This window comes from Microbulbifer maximicatervae (SeqCode) (genome assembly GCF_052467825.1).
The window spans coordinates 2,754,585-2,774,617 of record NZ_CP174327.1 but is presented as its reverse complement, the minus strand read 5'-3'; the positions used below and the strand labels follow the sequence as shown (position 1 = coordinate 2,774,617).

Sequence of the window (20,033 nt, the reverse complement as noted above, 5' to 3'; positions counted from 1 at the left end):
ACTTAAATTGTGAAGTAAGTCAAACTACAAGAGTAAAATCATGAAGTTGTCAGCAGTATTTATCTTGTTAATTTTAAGCCTGGATGTCGCAGCCTTCTCTATGGGAGACGCCATCAATACGGCTGGTCGACAAAGAATGCTATCCCAACGCATCACCCAGACTTACATCTTGCGCGGGATTCAACCGGATGCAGAGCGCCACGAAAAGGTATTTACCCGATCAATTCACGAATTTAAAAAGAATCACGAGAAACTAAATAATTTTCATGGCGCAGAAAAGATCAGGGATCAACTTGTTAAAGTTGAAAGAGAATGGAAAGCGTTTGAGTCTGTCGCCTTACAACCCGTCAATAAACAAAGCGCCAGCGAATTATTTCAGCGCAGCAACTCCCTTCTTTCTGCTGCCCACACCTATGTAGTCCAACTCCAACAAGTCGCCAATCACAACAGCGCCGAACTCATTAATATCGCCGGCCGCCAGCGTATGCTCTCCCAGAGAATCGCCAAGAACTACGCTGCTAAACTTTGGGAAGTATCCTTGGATGATGCCGAAACCGGATTGCAAGAAGATCTCTCCGAATACTCCAACCGACTGAATCAGCTATTGGAGAGCCCCCTCAATACGCCAGAGATCAATGACAACCTGCGCAAGGCAAAAGATCACCTGAGTTATGCTAGCCGGGGGTTTGAGGGAGATATGAAAATATCTGAAAAGCGCCAGATTCAGGTAATCACCGGCACCACTGATCTGATGCTACGCAATATGAACATCGTTACTGAACAATATGCTGAGTTGTTAAATTCAGGGGAGTAGGAATGAGAACAGACATTGAATTCAGGCCCAGCACCGAGGAAATCCTCCATAAACTGGCAACCCCTGAGTTCCAAGCTCTCAATCAGCAAGCGAATGACGAATCCATTAAGCGCATGAAGCAGGCTGTCCCGATCTTGATCGGGATAGGTAAAGCTAGCGACAACATCCCCGGAATGCGGAAAAATTTAATTTTGCATGCCGGCCCTCCGATAACCTGGCAGCGGGCATCAGGCCCGTTAAAGGGCGCAATAATTGCCGGTCTAATTTATGAGGGGTTCGCTAAAGATAAAGCGGAAGCTGAACAGGTTATGGAGGAAGGCCAAGTTGATCTTGAGCCCTGCCATAACCACAGTGCCGTCGGGCCAATGGCAGGTATTATTACCTATTCAATGTCTGTGTATATTGTCGAAGATAAGCTATCTGGTAATCGCGCTTACTCCAATCTCAGTGATGATCGTGCCGATTACCGCGGCAGCTCTATCCGCTTTGGTGTCTACGATAAATCAGCAATCAATTACCTTCGCTGGATAGAGGACGAAATTGCTCCCGTATTAAATCAAGCAATTCTAGATGAAGGCGGGATTGATTTTATACCGATCATTGGCCGCAGCCTCCTTATGGGGGACGACTGCCATGTCATGACTAATGCCGCAACACTGATTTTCTCCAGAATTTTAATGCCGGGAGTTATTCGGGCTAGTAAAAAGCGAAAAGATATTGAAAAGATTGCGAACCAAATTTACAAGGATGAGACATTCCCGTTGAACCCAATCATGGCCACCTGCAAACTTGTTTCCGATGCAGGCAGCGGTATTCCTCACAGCAGTATTATCACAACCATGGCTCGCAATGGGACGGAATTTGGTATTCAAGTTTCAGGGCTGGACAAGGCCTGGTTTACCGGTTTGGCTGGGGTTGGCCATGGATTATTAATGCCGGGCATCACTCCTGCAGATGTCAATCGAGATATGGGAGACAGCGCCATCACAGAGACTATGGGTTTTGGCGGCACCCACAAAATATTCTCAGGAACATACCAAGATAACATCGACAACATACTGAAAATGTACGATATCTGTCACTCGGAAAGTGACTTTGTCGTTACTCCGGGCATCGAGGGGAGAGGCGCCCCTCTTGGATTCGACCTACTTAAAATTATCAGGACCGGTACAACACCAACAATTAATTCTGGCTTGGCCCACAAAAGCATGAACCGTTATCAAGTCGGCACTGGGTCTCTCCACCCCCCGCTGGAAGCATTTTTAAATGCTGCTGCCAGCTTTCTAAATTCTGAGGAAGAGCAACCCCCTGTCCACTAATAACTGAGCCTCACAACTAATTCCCAAGATTCATATTTCACGTGCGCATAAAACAGAAAAAGGGGCAAAGCCCCTTTTTCTAATACCGACAAAATTGAAAGCTCAGATTACCAACCGCACTGACGCCCTTGGTTCTGCTCTTCCAGGTACGCCATCAGCGGCTGGAAGTAATCGATAATGGCGGAAGCATCCAGGTCGCGCTGACCAGTGAGCGCTTCCATAGCATCCGGCCAGGGCTTGCTTGCACCCATTGCCAACATAGCGCGCAGCTTCTTACCAGCCTCATCATTCTGGTAGATGGAGCAGCGGTGCAGCGGTCCGGTTTCACCAGCGGCTTCACACAGCGCGCGGTGGAATTGGAACTGCTGGATACGCGCCAGGAAGTAGCGAGCGTAAGGCGTATTACCGGGGATATGGTACTTGGCACCCGGATCGAAGTTCTCTTCGGAGCGCTCTACCGGAGCGGCAATGCCCTGGTAATCTTCACGCAGCTTCCACCAGGCCTTGTTGTAGTCTTCCGGCTTCACCTCACCGTTGAATACTTGCCAGCGCCACTTATCAACGAGCAGACCAAATGGCAGGAAGGCAATCTTATCCAGCGCCTGCTGCATCAGGTAACCGATATCTTTACTCTCATCCGGCACCTCATTCATCAAACCGATTTCCTTCAGGTACTTCGGTGTGATGGAAAGCGCGATGGTATCGCCAACAGCTTCGTGGAAACCGTCGTTAGCGCCATTTTTATAGAGGAAAGGCTGATCTTTATAGATGCGCTGGTAGAAGTTGTGGCCCAACTCGTGGTGGATGGTAACCAGGTCTTCACCCGTTTTATTGATACACATCTTGATGCGAAGGTCGTCCTGCCCGTCCATATTCCAGGCGCTGGCATGACAAACCACATCGCGATCGCGAGGCTGGGTGAACTGGGAGCGCTCCCAGAAAGTTTCCGGTAGAGGCTTAAAGCCCAGGGAGGTGAAGAACTTCTCCCCGACTTTAACCATGTCTTTTTCACTCATGCCGGAATCAACCACCAGCTGAGTCAGATCATAGGGGGCCTGCATGTCGTCGTCTTTGACGATGTCGTAGACGTTACCCCACTCCTGGGCCCACATATTACCCAGCAAGTGTGCAGGAATCTTACCCTGAGCCGGCACTACGTCATCGCCATAATGCTCATTCAACTTGGCGCGAACATGGCAGTGCAAAGCTTCGTACAACGGCTTCACTTTACCCCACTGGGTATCCATATCCTCAGCAAAGGCATCCGGGGCCATATCATATTTGGAGCGCCAGAAAACACTCAGGTTGTCATAACCCAGCTCTTTGGTACCCGCATTACCGATCTCCACCTGGCGCTCATACAGAGGCTTCATAGGAGGAGAAACTTTACGCCATCCAACCCACAGATCCTTGAGTAATTCAGGATCGCGATTGGTTGCCATCACCTGCCCCATCTCGGTCAGGGTGTAGCACTTTTCTTCACCGCCATCTTCGCGGCAGTATTTACCGGCACCGTACATGCCCTGCATTTTTGAGCCAATTTGCGCCAACTCAGAAGTTAGTGCCGGATCTTTCGGCGCCGGGAATACCAACCCCTGCTTCAACATGGTCAACTGGCGACGGGTATCCGGGTCCAGGTCCAAGTCGTTAAATTTGGCGGCCTCTGAAGCCAGCTCCACGGCCAGGGTGGTGTATCGCTCTGAAGCCAAAGCCTCTACATATTGGGAATCAATATTGATATAAGTAGAAGCGAGCCAAGCGGCATGACTTGCCTCTTGTCCCATTTTTTCCATGCGAGCTTGGGCGTCTTTTAAGAAAGCTTGCGCATCTTTGGCTGTCAGCTGGGAATTATCAGCTGGACTTTCCGCAGTCGCCTGGGCCACACCAACCGGTTTTACCGCTTGCTGCCCACTGTCACAGGCAGACAGTGCAACGGCAACCGCTATCGAGAGAGCAACTTTTTTCATTTTCTCCTCAAGAATCATTTTCAGATCTGCTTATAGTTGACGCCGTTTATAGCATAAGCCCCACACGATCAGCGACGGCAAGGCCGAAGATCGAGCCAGATCGACACAAAATCCCCTTTTATATCGTCTTTGCGGGAAAAAATTTGGTGAGGAAAAGAGTAAAAACCCAGGACACGGTCGAGCAAAACACTCTCAACGGGGATTTTCAGGGGATGACTTTTGAAACAAAGAAGGGAGAGATTGGAGGCAGCCCAACCAGCAACACCCTCGGCACATGATACCACTGCTACCGTTGCTCCCTTCCGGGCCTGGCGGAGTTCACAGCTGCTCATTGCGAGGGGACCGGGAGGGCCGCCACAACGATCTTCGGTGCCAGTGCATCCGAAGAGGGCGCGATTATAGAGGCATAAACGAATAAGATCCAGCCCTATTAACAGGTTATAATAAACGACTACTATCTCACCCCCTGCAAAGAGTTACTCATGCACTTGTTTGTCGATAATTTAACCAACGTTGACTTCAGCTACCTCGACTCAAAACGAGGCATCGTAGGCGAGACCTGGCTGGCAAACGCAGCCCTCGATGGCGCCTTGGATGAACAGGGGATGGTTTGCGACTTTGGCATAGTGAAAAAGACCCTGAGGCATTGGCTGGATGATCAAGTCGACCACCGCCTCCTGGTACCTACCCGCTCACCCCAACTGACCCTGAAGCACAATGGAGACCAGGTTAACCTGACCTGGCTATTGGAAAACGGGGCTTCTATTAAAGTGTCAGGCCCGAAACAAGCTTTTGCCTTAGTGGACGCCGAGGTAATTACCCCTGAGAGCGTCGCCGTCTGGTGTGTCCAGCAGCTGGCCAGCCACTTCCCCGACAGCGTGGAGAAGCTCAAGCTCAGCTTCCACTGTGAAGTGATTGAAGATGCCTTCTACCACTACAGCCATGGCCTGAAAAAACACCTTGGTAACTGCCAACGTATCGCCCATGGACACCGTTCACGTATTCAGGTCATGACGGGTGACCAACGCGATACAGAGCTGGAAAAGTACTGGGCTGAGCGCTGGGAAGATATCTACCTAGGCACTCGCGAGGATCTGGTTTCAACAACTGCCGATGATCGCGGTGAGGAAATCCATAACTTTGCTTACAGTGCACAACAGGGAAACTTCACCTTGTCCATCCCTGCCAAAGTTTGTGAAATTCTTGACTGTGATACCACGGTGGAGCAGTTGGCCCAATATATCGCCAACACCCTGGCGGCAAGAGAACCGGGGAAAGCGATTACCGTAAGAGCCTACGAAGGTATTGGCAAAGGCGCGATTGCTTCAACTCAAACCAGCTAATCCAGCCCCATAGCATCGACACCGTTATAAATTGAAGTACCAAGGCGCCCGACTTTGAACCTGATTGTTTTACAAAAGCACGACTTTATTAGCCCCAATCGCGTCCGCCTGAGTGGACGCCAGCTGGAGCATATCACCAAGGTTCACAGAGCAGCACCGGGACAACAACTTCGTGTCGGACTGCTCGACGGGCAAATAGGTAGTGGCGAGATTGTTACGCTCGACGAGAAGTGCGTTGAGCTTGAAGTGGCATTCGCAATCGATCCGCCCCAGCCATTACCTCTCACACTTATTTTGGCCCTGCCTCGCCCCAAAATGCTCAAGCGGGTTATCCAGCACCTGACTGCGCTCGGGGTCAAAAAACTGGTTTTAATTAATAGTTACCGGGTCGAAAAGTCTTACTGGCAAACTCCCTGGTTGCAGGAAGACAAACTCTTTGAGCAATGCTTGCTCGGACTAGAGCAGGCCGTCGATACGCAAATGCCGGAAATTCTGTTGCGCAAACGCTTTAAACCGTTTGTCGAAGACGAACTCCCTTCCCTTTCCAGTAACTCCCGTAAACTGGTGGCTCATCCAGTAGGGGGAACGGCTTGCCCTGTGGACATAAAGCAACCGACCACTTTAGCCATTGGCCCTGAAGGCGGCTTTATCAGTTATGAAGTCGAGAAACTCCAGGAAGCAGGTTTTCAATCCGTTCACCTGGGGCCACGTATTTTACGGGTAGAAACTGCACTGCCAGTGCTAATTAGCCGGTTATTTCCCGCGTTTTAAATTATCGGACTTTACGAGGCTCTGCTGCATATCCACAGGAGCCTCTGAGTACTTACCCGACGTATTACTTTCTAAGCTTTTACGAAAGCTTAACCACCCATACTTCAATTGTTCAAATAACCCCCAGTAAAGTTACCTATCTCTTGTGATGAGACATTTGCACAATTCAGCAATCAATATTTCATCAATTTGTCACAATTAAGTCATATTTTGCGCCCTCGTTTTACCACCTTACGGTCGAATTACTATGAGCGTATTCTTAAGCCGGCTAAAGCAAACCCTTACCTTCCTTCTTCTTGGGGTGTCCCTGGCTGCTGCAACTTCTACAGCCCAAACCCGCTTCCCTCCCGACACATCGGGCCTGCTTTTTACTTTACATGGCTCCAATACTGTGGGCGCAAAGCTGGCGCCCAACCTGGTGAGCGATTACCTGGAATCTCGAGGTGGCAGTAATCTGGAGATTATCCCTTTAGGGAAAGAAAATGAGGTTCGAGTGCAAGGGGATCTCGGTGGCAAAAAAATATATGTCGATATTGCGGCACACGGTTCAAGCACCGGATTTAAAGGCCTTGAACGTTCCCAGGCCAATATTGCCATGGCTTCGCGACCAATAAAAGATACTGAGCACGCAGCCCTGAGTCGCTTTGGGGATATGCGCGGCCAAAGTGCAGAACATGTTATTGCCATCGATGGCCTGGCAATTATTGTTCACCCTCAAAACCCCATCAGCCAATTAACCCTGCAACAAATAGCAGCAATATTTTCCGGGAAAATTACCGACTGGTCTGAAGTGGGCGGGCAGAAAGGTCGCATCAAAGTATTGGCGAGAGATAATCAGTCCGGTACCTGGGATACGTTTAAAAGCTTGGTACTTGGAAAAAAGCACTCCCTTATTGCCAATGCAAAACGCTTCGAATCGAATGATCAATTGTCGGACCGCGTTTCGGCAAACCCCAACAGTATTGGATTTGTCGGTTTGGCATCTATTCGACGGGCCAAGGCAGTGTCAGTATCCGACCAGAACACCCAACCACAAGCTCCAGAGCATCTGACAATTGCAACTGAAGACTACCCCCTCTCCCGCCGCCTTTTTCTCTATACCGCTGCTTACGGTTTAAAACCCGCCGCCGAAGAGTTCCTGCACTTTGTACAGAGTGAGCAGGGGCAGGAGCAGGTAAAGGCCACTGGGTTTGTCGCGCAAACGCCGATCGGTGTAAAACCTGAAGCCAACCGGGAAGGCCCCAGCGAGTACCTGAAATTAACGGAAAATGCCGAGCGCCTGAGTATTAACTTCCGTTTCTCTGAAGGCAGTGCCTCTTTAGATAACAAGGCAAAACAGGATGTACAGCGGCTTGTCCGCTTTATGCAAAAGCCTGAGAACAGCCACAAGCGACTGCTATTGATCGGGTTTGGCGATGAGAAAGTCAGTGAGGGGCGTTCAATCGTTTTATCAAAACTACGCGCAGTTACCGTTCGCTCCGCACTCAGGGATCACCAGATTAATACAGCACCGGTTCAGGGCTTTGGTGCCTATCTGCCGGTAGCCTCCAACAGCTCCAGCTCAAAGATAAAAAATCGCCGGGTAGAAATCTGGGTTATTTAACACTAGCCCTAAACCCCTCTCCCCCGTGAGGCGACAAGGAAGTCCCTCAGCATCCTTTCTCTTTTTTCTCTTCCACTCCCCCCCTTCCCATTCCCCGGTCTTTTCCCTAACCAACAAGTCCAGCTTTCTCCAAAACATAAATAACGCGCATAAAAAAGCCGCGTAAACACGCGGCTATCAATTAGTGGCTATGCCACCAGGTCTCACAGAGAGGAACGCAAAGAGCGCTCCGGGGGAAACTTCCCAACAACAAGCGCGTTACCGCTTATTTACAATGCGGCCGCCCGCAGGCGGCCACCGGGGGCAATTAAGCTACAGCGTCTTCCGCTACTGCTTGTTTTTGCAGAGCCAGTTTGGGATCTACAAACTCGTAACCCAATACGTCGGCTACGGCTTGGTAGGTCACCATGCCAGCGTGAACATTCAGGCCTTCCAGCAGGTTGGAATCGTCCAACAGTGCCTGCTTGGCGCCTTTGTTTGCCAGGGCTACCGCGTAAGGCAGAGTGGCATTGTTCAGGGCCATAGTAGAGGTGCGAGCTACACCACCGGGCATGTTGGCAACACAGTAGTGAACGACACCATCAACTACGTAAGTAGGCTCTTGGTGAGTAGTCGCCTTGGAAGTCTCGAAACAACCGCCCTGGTCAATAGCAACGTCAGCTACAACTGCGCCTTTTTTCATGCGGCTGATAATGTCGCGGGTCAGCAGTTTGGGGGCTGCCGCGCCAGGAATCAGAACCGCACCAACAACCAGGTCAGCTTCCAGTGCGTGCTTTTCAATAGCATCGTTAGTGGAGTACTCAGTGCGAACCGCACCACCGAAAATATCGTCCAGCTGACGCAGACGCGGCAGGGAGCGGTCGAGGATAGTAACGTCAGCACCCATACCCAGGGCCATCTTCGCTGCGTTAGTACCAACAACACCGCCACCGATAATCAGGACTTTAGCGGGAGCGACACCGGGAACACCGCCGAGCAGTACGCCGAGACCACCCTGGGCTTTTTCCAGGTGGTGGGCACCGCACTGTACAGACATACGACCGGCAACTTCAGACATAGGCGCCAGCAGGGGTAGGCCGCCGAAGCGGTCAGTTACAGTTTCATAAGCGATACAGGTAGCGCCGGATTTCACCAGCAGCTCAGTTTGTTTGGGGTCTGGAGCCAGGTGCAGATAGGTGTACAGAACCTGCCCAGGGCGCAGCATTTCGCACTCGTGGGGCTGGGGCTCTTTTACCTTGACGATCATATCGGCAGTGGCAAAAATCTCTTCCGGAGTATCGATAATCTTGGCGCCGGCTTGAACGTACATCTCGTCGGGGAAACCAATAGCGGCACCACCATCCTTCTGTACAATCACTTCGTGGCCGTGGCCAACCAGTTCGCGAACACTCGACGGCGTCAGGCCAATACGATACTCGTGGTTCTTAATCTCTTTAGGGACGCCAATCAACATTTTCCTTCTCCTCGCTCTGTGCGCTCGGTACTGCCTTAATCAAATAGGAGTACCTAATTTCTATGTTTTCCCCAGTATAAGAACAGATAAGAAGTGGATATTTAGTAGATTTTTGATAAAACTAGTGGAATCCACTACACAACCTGTCGCCAAGTCTACTTTTTGACCATGTCGACCAATTCGGAGTCAGCAGTTATGCGCAAACGTGCGGGAGAGCTAAGCACTATCGACCGGAACATATTGCGTGTTCTACAAAAGAATGGGAGAACCAGCTATGCCGAGCTGGCCCGACAGGTGGGATTGACCGCGACCCCCTGCGTCGAACGGGTCAAGCGCCTGGAAAATGACAATGTTATTCAGGGTTATACCGCCTTGATTAATCCGGAATACCTCGATGCTGCCCTGGTGGTTTTCGTGCAGATCAGGCTGAACCGCTCCGCACAGGACGCTTTTGAGGAATTTCGCAACGCCGTAGCCGCCCTGCCGGAAGTTCAGGAGTGTTACTTGGTATCGGGGAATTTTGATTACTTGATCAAGGCCCGGGTGGCGGATATGAGTGCCTATCGCAAGTTCTACGGCGAAACGCTTTTAACGCTGCCGGAGGTGCAGGAGTGCACCAGCTATGTGGTGATGGAAGAAGTCAAAGAGACACTGGAAGTACCGGTTCACTACAACCGATAGCAGGATAGATCGATGAGTGGCCACAGCCACTCATCTGCATAAACCGGCAATCAGTATTGAATGCCCAGTTTCCGGTAAATAAACCCGATCACCCAGGCAGGGCCAATCAACAGGAATTGTAAGTCCTTAAAGAAAGAGGGTTTCTTGCCTTCGATATGGTGGCCGATAAATTGGAACACCCACATGATCACAAATAGGGCCAGTGCCGTCTGCCAGATGGGCACCCCCAGCCGCTCCAATACCGACCAAGCCCACAAACACAGAACAGTTAATCCCGTCATTCCCAGGGCAATGGGAAACGACATCGCGAAATAAAACAGAAGAATCGGGATTGTCACCACGACAGCCCAGTTCAGCCAGGGAATTGTCGCCATAAAGTCCGGCTGCGGAACTGCCCACAAAAGTCCGGCCACAGTTGCATAAATTACGGGAACAGCAATCCAATGAATGGATTTGTTGATCGGATTCTGATGACTCTCACCATACTCGGAAAACCACTGCTGGGCACTGCGCATGACAATCTCCTCATTCTTATATTGTTATTGTCAGAGCAATAATAATCCCCAACCCATGGATATCAATCAATGGCCGAAAATACCACGAGGCCTACAAAGCGTGGCTTTTAGCGCCTAACGTAAGCATCCAACTGGGATAGATAGAGATCCGCCATCGATTTTTCGAAACAACAGAATACAACCTGCTGCGGTGCCCCCTCCTTCTCCTGGAATTGCTGTACCTGCTCTACAGCCACCTCTACGGCCAGCTCCGGGGGATAATCGTAGATACCGCAACTGATCGCAGGAAAAGCGATTGAGCGCATGTTTTCGCGCCGAGCCAATGCCAGGCAGTGTCGATAACAGCTGGAGAGCAGCTCGGGCTCACCCAAACTGCCGCCGCGCCAAACCGGCCCAACTGTGTGGTAGATACGTTTTACGGGAATGGAATAAGCGCCAGTGGCGCGCACTTCACCAACAGGACAACCGCCCAGACTGCGGCAGGCCTCCAGTAGATTGGGCCCCGCTGCGCGGTGTATGGCCCCATCGACACCACCGCCTCCCAAGAGACGGCTGTTGGCAGCATTGACGATTACATCGACGTGCAATCGAGTGATATCACCGAGATGAACTTTGATCACTCAGCATCTCCAACCGCTATTTGAATAATTGCTGCGGATGGAAATCCATTTCACTTCACAACAGTCGCACCTTTGCCAGAGATGCGTCCCTAGCGCGGCTGGTCTGTCTCGGCCCGAGCGAGTCGCTCGGGCTCAAGTCCTGCCCTGCCCCCTCAACCAAGCAACTTGCGGTGCTGTGAGGCAACGGCTTCCGGGCACTTCGTCAGCGCGCTCACTAACACGATAGCAGCTGAAGAGAAAACAAAACCCGGCAACAGCTCATAAACATCAAAAATGCCACCGGAGAGTTGCTCCCACACCACAACGGTGAGGCCGCCAACGATAACACCGGCAATAGCACCACTACCGGTCATACGGGACCAGTAGAGACTGATCAACAACGCCGGGCCAAAGGCGGCGCCCAGACCAGCCCAGGCGTAACTCACCACATCCAGAACCTTGGAATTCGGGTCCATCGCAATCCACACAGCGACCAGTGATAAAGCAACCACAGCCCAGCGCCCCACTTTCACCATGGCTTCCGGGGTGGTCTCACGCCCAAACCAAACGTGGTAAATATCCTCCGCCAGTGCAGCCGAGGACACCAACAGCTGGGAATCTGCCGTACTCATAATGGCAGATAGAATCGCCGCCAAAAGAACACCGGCAACTAGCGGGTGGAACAGCACCTGCACCATTTCCATAAACACAGTCTCGCCATCCGGCAGGCTCTGCTGGATTTCCAGGTGGGCAAACAGGCCTACCGCCATTGCACCCAAGAAACCGGCCAGGGACCAAACCGCCGCTACTGTCGCCGCAACCGGAATATCGTTAGGGCTACGCACCGCCATAAATCGCGCCAAGATATGCGGCTGGCCGAAGTAGCCCAATCCCCAGGCAAGAGAGCTGAGTATCGCCACCAGGCTTAATGTTTGCCCGGTGTTATCAGTCATCCAGTGGGTCAGCTGTGGCATCTCCGTTTGCAGGCGAGTCCAGCTGGCGGAAAAACCGCCCTGGTCAGAAATAACAACGAGAGGCACCGCAATCAGCGCCGCACTCATCAGCAGCCCCTGGAACACATCGGTCCAGGACACCGCCAAAAACCCGCCAAACAGGGTGTAAGAAATAACGGCAACCGCACCGATAATCACCGCCCAGCGATAATCCCAGCCAAACACCGTTTCAAACAATTTGCCGCCGGCAATCAGGCCCGAAGCTACATAGAAAAGGAAAAATAACAGAATGAATATCGCGCAGACGGTGCGCAGATAGGGGTGCCCCATCTTAAACCGACGATCCAGATAAGCTGGCACTGTCAGGGAGTCGTCCAGCTCATAGGTGTAGATGCGCAGGCGCCGGCCCATTGTCACCCAGCTCAGAACGATGCCGGAGAAAAGGCCAATTGCGATCCAACCGGCAGAGAGCCCCGCCGCATAAGCCGCACCAGGCAGTCCCAGAAGCAACCAGCCACTCATATCCGAGGCTCCGGCAGACAGGGCCGCCACAGCCGGCGGCAGGGAACGGCCACCGAGGAAATAGTCGCTGGCATTTTTTGTACGCATATAGGCGTAAATACCGATAACAACAATCAACGCCAAATAGGCGACAAAAGTAAGGGCGATCAGCCACTCGGCGGCCATAAGGGATTCCTTCTGATCAAAGTGGGGTGGCACTTGGCGCGGGAATAGTCTGCGTTTTCCTGCTCAATTTTTCAGCGCATTGAGCTATGGAAAGAGCACCACCTAAAAATTGTTATGTTTATTGCGCGTAAATCTACCCATAAGGTGGCGCCGACTCAATCAGCAAACTACATATATGTTGGATACAACTACAGAAAAAAAGACAACACTATGGGCATTTGTCTGGACGAGCTCCGACTCCAGGTTATCCGTCCAACCCTCAAGCACTTGAGAGCCTGGAGCCAGGGCATGGAGAATCTCCTTCTGGGAACCGCTGCCCAGGAGTCGCAATTGGGCTTCCACCTCAAACAGGGACGGCGCCACGGGCTGGGTATTTACCAAATCCAGCCCCACACTCATCGGGAAATCTGGGATCAATACCTGATCGATCACCCAAGCCTCGCCTCAAAAGTGCGAGGGCTGGCGAGCCAGCGGGATTTTCTCGATCACCCCCACAGCGAACTGACCACCAACCTGCGCTATGCCACAGCCATCGCCTGGCTGATTTACAGGTCTGCCGAAGTCCACAAGATCCAGGACGAGGAAACCTCAGACGTGGCCAATATGGCGCGCCTCTGGCATCAGCACTTTCACCATGGACCCAGTGCCAGTCCCAGGGACTTTGAATGCAGTTACGCGCAACTGGTCAGCGGTGCAGATCCTACAGATTCAGCGCCTCGATATACTGGGGCTCCACTTCCTGAGCATCCTCAGGCTCCCAAGAATTCACCTGGCGCTGGATTGAATGGTCAGGACGCTCGACAGCCGACGGCGTAGAGCGATCCAGTTCCAGACTCTCAAAATCGTAGAGGTCCCTGTCCGCCAATTGTGACGGGGACACCCGGGTAATCGCGGCGAAAATATTCTCGCTGCGGCCTGGGAATTTCTTATCCCACTCCCGCACCATCTGCTTGATCGCCTGGCGCTGAAGGTTCTCCTGGCTGCCGCACAGGTTGCACGGAATAATCGGAAACTGCTTGTACTCGGCGTACTGGGCGATGTCCTCTTCGCGGCAATAGGCGAGCGGACGAATTACGATATTGCGGCCATCATCGGCGCGCAGTTTGGGCGGCATCGCCTTGAGGCGACCACCGTAAAACATATTCAGAAACAGGGTCTCGACGATATCGTCTTTGTGATGGCCCAGTGCCACCTTGGTGGCGCCAATTTCTTCAGCAAAACCATACAGGGTGCCACGGCGCAGACGGGAACAGAGCCCGCAAGTGGTCTTGCCCTCAGGCACCACTTCCTTCACGACCGAGTAGGTATCCTTCTCGACAATATGGTGGGGAACACCCAGGGACTGCAGGTATTCCGGCAGGATATGCTCGGGGAAGCCCGGCTGTTTCTGGTCCATATTGACCGCCACCAGTTCAAAGTTAACCGGCGCTGTCCTCTGCAAATTCAGCAGCACGTCCAGCATGGCGTAGGAATCCTTACCGCCGGACAAACAGACCATAATCTTGTCGCCCTCTTCAATCATGTTGAAGTCGGCGATGGCGCGGCCCACATGGCGGCGCAGGCGCTTTTGCAGCTTATTAAACTCGAGCCGCTCGCGGCGGTTTTCCAATTCGGGCATGGTGTCTCTCTAACTCATTCGCGACCAGTGACCGGGCCCAGAGTACCGGCACAAAACCTTAAACTTTGGGACCAGAGCCAGGCTTTCCTGTTCCTGGGGGCGCGATTGTACGCATTTCGATCACGGAGTACACGACTCACCAGCCGCCTTCTCCCCCAACAGGGACTTCACACAGGGCCAGACATGATCCAGCAGGGCCGGCTGCGCCTTGGCGGTGGGGTGGATACCGTCGGATTGCATAGCGCCCTGCTCCAGGGCCACGGTTTCCAATAAGAAAGGCACCAGGGCGACCTCTTCGGCCTTGGCCACTTTGGGGAATACAGCGGCAAAAGCCTCGGTATAGGCGCGGCCGTAGTTCGGTGGGATACGCATCCCCAACAGCAGGACTTCGGCCCCGGAATCCTTCGCCAGTTTTACCATCTGCTGCAGGTTGCGCTGTAAGCTCTGCGGAGGGTAGCCCCGCAAACCGTCGTTACCGCCCAACTCGACAATCAGCCACTGGGGATTGTGCTCTTCCATCAGGCGTGGCAGCCGGGTCAGGCCGCCTGCGGAGGTCTCCCCACTGATGCTGGCATTGACCACCTTCACCGGGCGCCCCTTCTCCTGCAAGCGCTCTTGCAACAGGTTGACCCAGCCCAGCTCCTCATCGATACCGTAGGCCGCACTTATGCTATCCCCTAATACGAGCAGAGTGCCGGGCTTGTTGGCACTCAGCGCCAGATTGGGGACCGACAGCATCAGCACCAAGCCGAACCGAGTCAGTAACTGCCGAAAAAAGGCTGTTGTCATGTCATACTCTCCAAAAATCTCGCGTATCCGCAAAGGGAATACAGTATGTCCGCCATTCTCACGGCAGAAAACCTCTATCACAGGGTCTCCACCAGCGAAGGGCCACTGACCCTATTAAACAATATCTCCCTGAAGGTCGCCCGTGGCGAGAGCCTCGCTGTGACAGGGGCCTCAGGTTCCGGCAAGTCCACCCTGCTCGGCCTGTTGGCAGGATTGGACAAACCCACCGAGGGCAAGATCTGGCTGGCGGGGGATGAGATCACCGCCATGGACGAAGAGCAACGTGCAGCAATACGGGCCCGCTGCGTGGGTTTTGTATTCCAGACTTTCCAACTGCTGCCCGGCCTTACCGCCCTGGAAAATGTGATGCTGCCGAGCGAATTGCGCGGTGAGCGGGGCGCCGCCAAGCGGGCGGAAGAGTTCCTCGCCCGAGTGGGCCTGGAGCAGCGACTGCGCCACTACCCGCGCCAATTATCCGGCGGTGAGCAACAGCGGGTGGCCATTGCCCGGGCCTTTGCCAGCTTTAGCAGCAAAGATGCCATCCTCTTTGCCGACGAACCCACCGGCAGCCTCGACGCTGGCAACGGCGCCAAAATTATCGACTTGCTGTTTAAACTCAACGAAGAGTCTGACACCACCCTGGTGCTGGTGACTCACGAACAGCGGCTGGCAGAGCGCTGTGCCTCACACCTGCATATGTCGGCCGGTGCCGTAGATACCTACGCTCCGCTTATCGACGGAGACAACCTGTCGGAGGTGTCCGCCTGATGCTGCCACTCAGACTGCTGTTCAGGGACTGGCGCGGTGGCGAGTTGGCGCTGATTGCCTCGGCCCTGGTTTTGGCTGTTACCTGTGTCACTGCGATCGCCCATTTCACCGACCGCCTTACCCGCGCCATGGAGCAGCAATCCCTCACTTTCCTGGCCGCAGAGCGGGTGCTGCGCAGCAGCAAACCCGTGGATAGCGCATGGCTGGAGGAAGCCGACAAAAAGGGGTTGGAACAGGCCGAGATAGTCCAGTTTTCATCCATGATCTCCGCCAACGACCAGTTCCAGTTTGTCTCGGTCAAAGCCGTCGATAAAGGCTATCCATTGGTGGGACAACTGGAAATCAGCAAGTCCCCGGAAGGCCCAGGGGAAGTGGCACCGCAAGGACCTCCCCCGGGAGAAGCCTGGGTGGAGTCCCGCCTTCTGCCATTGATGGGAATCCAGCTCGGTGATCCTATCGCCCTCGGCGACACCCAATTAAAAGTGACAGCCATACTGGAGCGGGAACCCGACCGGGGCACCAGCCTGTTTGATATGGGTGCGCGAGTATTAGCCAATACCGCCGACCTGCCCGCCTCAGGTGTAATCCAGCCCGGCAGCCGTGTGCGCTACCGTTATCTATTTGCCGGTGATGACCAAGTCCTGAAGGATTACTTTGACTGGCTCAAACCTCAACTGACTGAGCACCAGCGGATCTTGGACCTGCGCGAAGGCCAGCCCCGGGTTGCCTCAGCCCTGGATAGAGCCGAGTCCTTCCTGTTTCTCGCCGCCAGCCTGGCCGTTCTCCTCGCCAGCGTCGCCGTTGGCCTGGCAGCCAGACGCTACGGACTCCGCCACGGCGCCTACGTAGCCGTAATGAAAAGCCTCGGCGCCGGGCGCAACAAAATCCTCGGTATCTACCTGGGACAGCTGGCCGCTCTCACCCTGATTGCCACTGCTATCGGGCTGGCGCTGGGCACCTTTATCCAGAGCCAGGCGGTCAACCTGATGGAAGGGTTCTTCCCGGTTCAACCCCCGGCTACCAGCTGGAGCCCACTGCTGATTGGACTCGCTACCGGCCTCGCCTGCGCCCTGGGCTTCGCCCTCCCGCCGCTGTTCCGTTTGGCCCGCACAGACCCAATGCAAACCCTGCGACACGACTGGAGCAATCCGGACCGACGCGAATGGCTCGGGCTGATTCTCGGCCCCAGCGCCATGCTGCTTCTAATCTGGTGGCTGTCCGGCAGCTTGCTTATGACGCTCGCCCTGTTTGTCGGCATGCTCCTGTTGGTAGCGGGCAGCGCCCTGGTTAACCGACTCCTGGTGCGCGGAAAGCTGGCCTCCCTGGGAGGCGCCTGGCGCATTGCCCTGGGCAGCCTGCAACGCCGCGCTGCATTTAACACCCTATTGATTGCCGCTTTTGGCACCGGATTATTGGCCATGCTGGCCATGGTCTTTGCCCGCACCGCCCTGGTGGATGAATGGCGAATGCAATTGCCGGAAAAAGCCCCCAACCACTTCCTCCTGAATATCGCCCCCCACGATGTTCCAACCATGGAAAATATGCTGGCAGAGGGCGAGGTAAGCAGCACCGAGTTCTACCCCATGGTGCGCGGCCGTTTGGTGGCGATTAACGGCGTCTCGATTAAAGAGAAAAAAGATCGCCCTGGTGGTGTTCGCCGGGAATTAAACTTGAGCTACACCGATACCCTGGCGCCGGACAACCGTATCTTGGAAGGCGAATGGTGGGACAAGGCCAGCGAAGGTGTTTCCGTAGAAGTGGAGCTGGCAGCCCAGCTGGAACTGTCACTGGGAGATCAATTGCGTTTCTCTATCGGTGGCCTCGAAGTAGAAGCCCCGGTAGCCAGCTTCCGCTCGCTGGACTGGAACAGCATGCGCCCCAACTTCTATATGATATTTGCACCGGGCACTATCGATGATTTCCCGGCTACCTATATCACCAGTTTTTACCTCCCACCGGAGGACAAACTACTGGTCAACGATCTGGTCCGCGCCTTCCCCAGCGTCAGTGTGATAGAGCTGGATAAGATCATCCAGCGTATCCGCGACACCATTAACCAGGTGTCCTTTGCCATCGAATCGGTGATGGCCCTGATGCTGGTTGCCGGGGTCCTGGTATTAATCGCCGGGGTCCGCGCCAGTATCGCCGAGCGATTGCAGGAAGCGGCAATTATCCGCACACTGGGAGGCCGCAGGCGCTTGTTGCTGAGAAGCCTGATACTGGAATTTGGCCTACTGGGTTTTGCCGCCGGCTTGCTCGCGGCTATCGGTGCTGAAGCCACCTTGGCGGTGCTGTCTTATTGGGTCTTTGAACTGCCGGTGATATTACACCCAGTCCTTTGGCTAACCGGACCACTCACCGGTGCAGTACTGGTTGGCACCGCCGGTACCCTGGCCTGTTACAGCTCGATCAGCCAGCCCCCGCTCAGAGTACTGCGCGAACTGGCCTAACTGATGAATGTCGGCTCTTGAGAATAAAGATGTAGTTTTTATGGACCTGGATTTCGATCGCAAACATATTTGGCATCCCTACTCTTCCCTGATCGACCCGCCGCCGGTGTACCCGGTAGCGCGGGCCGAGGGGGTAAGACTTTACCTGGAAGACGGGCGCGGCCTGATCGACGGTATGTCCTCCTGGTGGAGTGCCCTGCACGGATACAATGTGCCCGAGCTAAACCAGGCCATGCGCGAGCAGATGGACAAAATGTCCCATGTGATGTTCGGAGGCTTAACTCACGAGCCCGCAATCGAGCTGTGCAAGAAATTAGTGGAAATCACTCCACCCGGCCTCAACCGGGTATTTCTGGCTGACTCCGGTTCAGTGTCTGTGGAAGTGGCCATCAAGATGGCCATTCAATACTGGCACTCCCAGGGAAAGCCCCAGAAGAGCAAACTGCTCGCCCTGCGCAACGGTTACCACGGCGATACATTCGGAGCCATGGCCACCTGTGACCCGGTCACCGGAATGCATCACCTGTTTGCAGGGCAACTGAGCCAGCATCTGTTCGCCCCCGCTCCGCAGGTCCCCTTTGGCAACACCTGTAGTGACAGTGATATCGCCGAACTGCGCCAGCAAGTGGAAGCAAACCGCGATCAACTGGCCGCGATTATTTTAGAGCCCATCGTCCAGGGCGCTGGCGGCATGCGTTTTTATTCTGCCGATTATTTGCGCCGTGTACGCGAGCTCTGTGACGAGCACGATCTGCTATTAATCGCCGATGAAATCGCCACCGGCTTTGGCCGCAGCGGCAAGTTATTTGCCTGTGAACACGCCGATATCACCCCGGATATCCTCACACTGGGCAAAGCCCTCACCGGCGGCACCATGACCCTGGCCGCGACTCTCTGTACCGATAAAGTGGCCGAAGGTATTTGCAAAGGGGAAGCCGGTGTCTTTATGCACGGCCCCACTTTTATGGGTAACCCCCTGGCTTGTGCCGTCGCCGATGCCAGTATTCAACTGCTACTCAGCGGCCCCTGGCAGGAACGAGTAACCGCAATCGAGCAACAGCTGACTGAACAGCTAGCCCCATTAAAATCCGCACCGGGTGTCGCCGATGTTCGAGCCCTTGGAGCGATTGGCGTGGTGGAAATGCGCGAGCCGGTAAATACGGCTAAAGTGCAGGAAGCTCTAATCGAACGTGGAGTTTGGCTGCGCCCCTTCGGCAAGCTGGTCTACGCCATGCCGCCCTATGTGATTTCGGAAGAAGATCTCAGCCAATTAACTTCGGCAATGGTTGATGTACTGGGAGAGATCCAATAGCGTCAGTACCAATTAATTTGTGAAGCCGGTCTCAATAATTCCGGATAAATCAGCTCTTTCTGTAAAAACCAGCGGCGTTGTTACAGCAAATAGTGGGTTAGCTGAATACTTTTCTTAACACGGGGGTCGCCTCTTCTTGGCTAAAGGCCTCCGTTTACCCTTCCCGCACGCGCCTCTCTCAGATTCCATTTTCTTAATCCTTACAAATTTCGATCAGCTTGATCGCAATTTTTACGACAAATGTTTTGAGCACCTAAAAATTCCTGTATCATGAATGTTAATGATAGTTATCCTCATTTACGATAGCGATCAAAGTGGTCAAAATGATCACTGATAAATGTTAGGCATTCACCTCGCCCGATCAATGCCTTACCAACCCTTAAAGTTTGGG

The 20,033-nt window shown here is 53.6% G+C and carries 17 protein-coding genes and 1 other RNA gene; 10 read left to right on the top strand and 8 right to left on the bottom strand.

Annotated elements, in window-relative coordinates; genetic code table 11:
• Positions 1-40: 40 nt before the first annotated feature.
• Both ACJJII_RS12320 and ACJJII_RS12315 read left to right on the top strand, forming a co-directional pair.
• A complete protein-coding gene (locus tag ACJJII_RS12320) occupies positions 41-814 on the top strand; it encodes a type IV pili methyl-accepting chemotaxis transducer N-terminal domain-containing protein (RefSeq protein WP_413664788.1) in 774 nt (257 codons plus the stop codon).
• A gap of 2 nt (positions 815-816) precedes the next feature.
• Positions 817-2,133 (top strand): YlbE family protein, encoded by a 1,317-nt coding sequence (locus tag ACJJII_RS12315; protein ID WP_413664787.1) that lies wholly within the window; start codon positions 817-819, stop codon positions 2,131-2,133.
• A 107-nt stretch (positions 2,134-2,240) separates the two neighbouring features.
• Here the strand turns inward: ACJJII_RS12315 and ACJJII_RS12310 are convergent, their stop codons facing one another.
• Together ACJJII_RS12310 and ffs are read right to left on the bottom strand one after the other, a co-directional pair.
• Positions 2,241-4,100, bottom strand: coding sequence for a M2 family metallopeptidase (locus ACJJII_RS12310; protein ID WP_444916377.1), 1,860 nt, complete (start codon positions 4,098-4,100; stop codon positions 2,241-2,243).
• A gap of 250 nt (positions 4,101-4,350) precedes the next feature.
• Positions 4,351-4,448, bottom strand: an RNA gene (gene ffs / locus ACJJII_RS12305) — signal recognition particle sRNA small type.
• Positions 4,449-4,582: 134 nt separating this feature from the next.
• Here ffs and ACJJII_RS12300 point away from each other — a divergent pair.
• The 3 genes from ACJJII_RS12300 to ACJJII_RS12290 all read left to right on the top strand — a co-directional run bounded on the left by ACJJII_RS12300 (position 4,583) and on the right by ACJJII_RS12290 (position 7,817).
• Positions 4,583-5,443, top strand: coding sequence for a 6-carboxytetrahydropterin synthase (locus ACJJII_RS12300; RefSeq protein WP_444916376.1), 861 nt, complete (start codon positions 4,583-4,585; stop codon positions 5,441-5,443).
• Between the two features lie 54 nt (positions 5,444-5,497).
• On the top strand, positions 5,498-6,214 hold the full coding sequence (locus ACJJII_RS12295; protein ID WP_444916375.1) for a 16S rRNA (uracil(1498)-N(3))-methyltransferase: 717 nt from the start codon (positions 5,498-5,500) through the stop codon (positions 6,212-6,214).
• Positions 6,215-6,461: 247 nt separating this feature from the next.
• A complete protein-coding gene (locus tag ACJJII_RS12290) occupies positions 6,462-7,817 on the top strand; it encodes a substrate-binding domain-containing protein (RefSeq protein ID WP_444916374.1) in 1,356 nt (451 codons plus the stop codon).
• A gap of 307 nt (positions 7,818-8,124) precedes the next feature.
• Here ACJJII_RS12290 and ald read toward each other — a convergent pair whose 3' ends face one another.
• Positions 8,125-9,270, bottom strand: coding sequence for an alanine dehydrogenase (ald, locus tag ACJJII_RS12285; RefSeq protein ID WP_282931671.1), 1,146 nt, complete (start codon positions 9,268-9,270; stop codon positions 8,125-8,127).
• Between the two features lie 195 nt (positions 9,271-9,465).
• On the opposite strand from ald, the gene ACJJII_RS12280 reads away from it, so the two are divergent.
• Entirely contained in the window at positions 9,466-9,951 is a 486-nt protein-coding gene (locus ACJJII_RS12280) for an Lrp/AsnC ligand binding domain-containing protein (RefSeq protein WP_108732211.1), read from the top strand.
• 50 nt (positions 9,952-10,001) lie between these two features.
• Here the strand turns inward: ACJJII_RS12280 and ACJJII_RS12275 are convergent, their stop codons facing one another.
• The 3 genes from ACJJII_RS12275 to putP all read right to left on the bottom strand — a co-directional run bounded on the left by ACJJII_RS12275 (position 10,002) and on the right by putP (position 12,705).
• Positions 10,002-10,466: an Mpo1 family 2-hydroxy fatty acid dioxygenase gene (locus ACJJII_RS12275; RefSeq protein ID WP_444894669.1), complete on the bottom strand. Its 465-nt coding sequence runs from the start codon at positions 10,464-10,466 to the stop codon at positions 10,002-10,004.
• A 107-nt stretch (positions 10,467-10,573) separates the two neighbouring features.
• Positions 10,574-11,086: an O-acetyl-ADP-ribose deacetylase gene (locus tag ACJJII_RS12270; protein ID WP_444894670.1), complete on the bottom strand. Its 513-nt coding sequence runs from the start codon at positions 11,084-11,086 to the stop codon at positions 10,574-10,576.
• A gap of 152 nt (positions 11,087-11,238) precedes the next feature.
• Positions 11,239-12,705 carry a sodium/proline symporter PutP gene (putP, locus tag ACJJII_RS12265; RefSeq protein WP_444916373.1) on the bottom strand — a complete coding sequence of 489 codons (1,467 nt, stop codon included), beginning with the start codon at positions 12,703-12,705 and terminating at the stop codon, positions 11,239-11,241.
• Positions 12,706-12,819: 114 nt separating this feature from the next.
• Between putP and ACJJII_RS12260 the strand changes: the two genes are divergently transcribed.
• Entirely contained in the window at positions 12,820-13,521 is a 702-nt protein-coding gene (locus ACJJII_RS12260; RefSeq protein WP_282931666.1) for a hypothetical protein, read from the top strand.
• On the opposite strand, the gene ttcA is transcribed toward ACJJII_RS12260, so the two are convergent.
• Both ttcA and ACJJII_RS12250 read right to left on the bottom strand, forming a co-directional pair.
• Positions 13,406-14,323 (bottom strand): tRNA 2-thiocytidine(32) synthetase TtcA, encoded by a 918-nt coding sequence (ttcA, locus tag ACJJII_RS12255; RefSeq protein WP_444912358.1) that lies wholly within the window; start codon positions 14,321-14,323, stop codon positions 13,406-13,408. The genes ACJJII_RS12260 and ttcA overlap by 116 nt on opposite strands.
• Before the next feature lie 120 nt (positions 14,324-14,443).
• Positions 14,444-15,112, bottom strand: coding sequence for an arylesterase (locus tag ACJJII_RS12250; RefSeq protein ID WP_282931664.1), 669 nt, complete (start codon positions 15,110-15,112; stop codon positions 14,444-14,446).
• A 45-nt stretch (positions 15,113-15,157) separates the two neighbouring features.
• Between ACJJII_RS12250 and ACJJII_RS12245 the strand changes: the two genes are divergently transcribed.
• Genes ACJJII_RS12245 through bioA form a run of 3 tightly spaced genes read left to right on the top strand, consistent with a single transcriptional unit; the run spans position 15,158 to position 19,642 of the window.
• The gene (locus tag ACJJII_RS12245) at positions 15,158-15,880 is read left to right on the top strand and encodes an ABC transporter ATP-binding protein (protein WP_444916372.1); all 723 of its coding nucleotides are present in this window, start codon (positions 15,158-15,160) and stop codon (positions 15,878-15,880) included.
• Complete coding sequence (locus tag ACJJII_RS12240; protein WP_444916371.1) at positions 15,880-18,330, top strand: ABC transporter permease; 2,451 nt, start codon at positions 15,880-15,882, stop codon at positions 18,328-18,330. The genes ACJJII_RS12245 and ACJJII_RS12240 overlap by 1 nt, the downstream gene beginning before the upstream one ends.
• 7 nt (positions 18,331-18,337) lie before the next feature.
• A complete protein-coding gene (gene bioA / locus ACJJII_RS12235) occupies positions 18,338-19,642 on the top strand; it encodes an adenosylmethionine--8-amino-7-oxononanoate transaminase (RefSeq protein WP_444916370.1) in 1,305 nt (434 codons plus the stop codon).
• Positions 19,643-20,033 lie beyond the last annotated feature (391 nt).

What these genes read in the sequence shown, in the direction of transcription:
- putP (WP_444916373.1), bottom strand. Translation starts at nt 12,705, where the DNA reads ATGGCCGCCGAGTGGCTGATCGCCCTTACTTTTGTCGCCTATTTGGCG.
- ACJJII_RS12245 (WP_444916372.1), top strand. Translation starts at nt 15,158, where the DNA reads ATGTCCGCCATTCTCACGGCAGAAAACCTCTATCACAGGGTCTCCACC.
- ACJJII_RS12250 (WP_282931664.1), bottom strand. Translation starts at nt 15,112, where the DNA reads ATGACAACAGCCTTTTTTCGGCAGTTACTGACTCGGTTCGGCTTGGTG.
- ttcA (WP_444912358.1), bottom strand. Translation starts at nt 14,323, where the DNA reads ATGCCCGAATTGGAAAACCGCCGCGAGCGGCTCGAGTTTAATAAGCTG.
- ACJJII_RS12310 (WP_444916377.1), bottom strand. Translation starts at nt 4,100, where the DNA reads ATGAAAAAAGTTGCTCTCTCGATAGCGGTTGCCGTTGCACTGTCTGCC.
- ACJJII_RS12260 (WP_282931666.1), top strand. Translation starts at nt 12,820, where the DNA reads ATGTTTATTGCGCGTAAATCTACCCATAAGGTGGCGCCGACTCAATCA.
- ACJJII_RS12290 (WP_444916374.1), top strand. Translation starts at nt 6,462, where the DNA reads ATGAGCGTATTCTTAAGCCGGCTAAAGCAAACCCTTACCTTCCTTCTT.
- ACJJII_RS12240 (WP_444916371.1), top strand. Translation starts at nt 15,880, where the DNA reads ATGCTGCCACTCAGACTGCTGTTCAGGGACTGGCGCGGTGGCGAGTTG.
- ACJJII_RS12300 (WP_444916376.1), top strand. Translation starts at nt 4,583, where the DNA reads ATGCACTTGTTTGTCGATAATTTAACCAACGTTGACTTCAGCTACCTC.
- ACJJII_RS12320 (WP_413664788.1), top strand. Translation starts at nt 41, where the DNA reads ATGAAGTTGTCAGCAGTATTTATCTTGTTAATTTTAAGCCTGGATGTC.
- ACJJII_RS12315 (WP_413664787.1), top strand. Translation starts at nt 817, where the DNA reads ATGAGAACAGACATTGAATTCAGGCCCAGCACCGAGGAAATCCTCCAT.
- ACJJII_RS12280 (WP_108732211.1), top strand. Translation starts at nt 9,466, where the DNA reads ATGCGCAAACGTGCGGGAGAGCTAAGCACTATCGACCGGAACATATTG.
- bioA (WP_444916370.1), top strand. Translation starts at nt 18,338, where the DNA reads ATGTCGGCTCTTGAGAATAAAGATGTAGTTTTTATGGACCTGGATTTC.
- ald (WP_282931671.1), bottom strand. Translation starts at nt 9,270, where the DNA reads ATGTTGATTGGCGTCCCTAAAGAGATTAAGAACCACGAGTATCGTATT.
- ACJJII_RS12275 (WP_444894669.1), bottom strand. Translation starts at nt 10,466, where the DNA reads ATGCGCAGTGCCCAGCAGTGGTTTTCCGAGTATGGTGAGAGTCATCAG.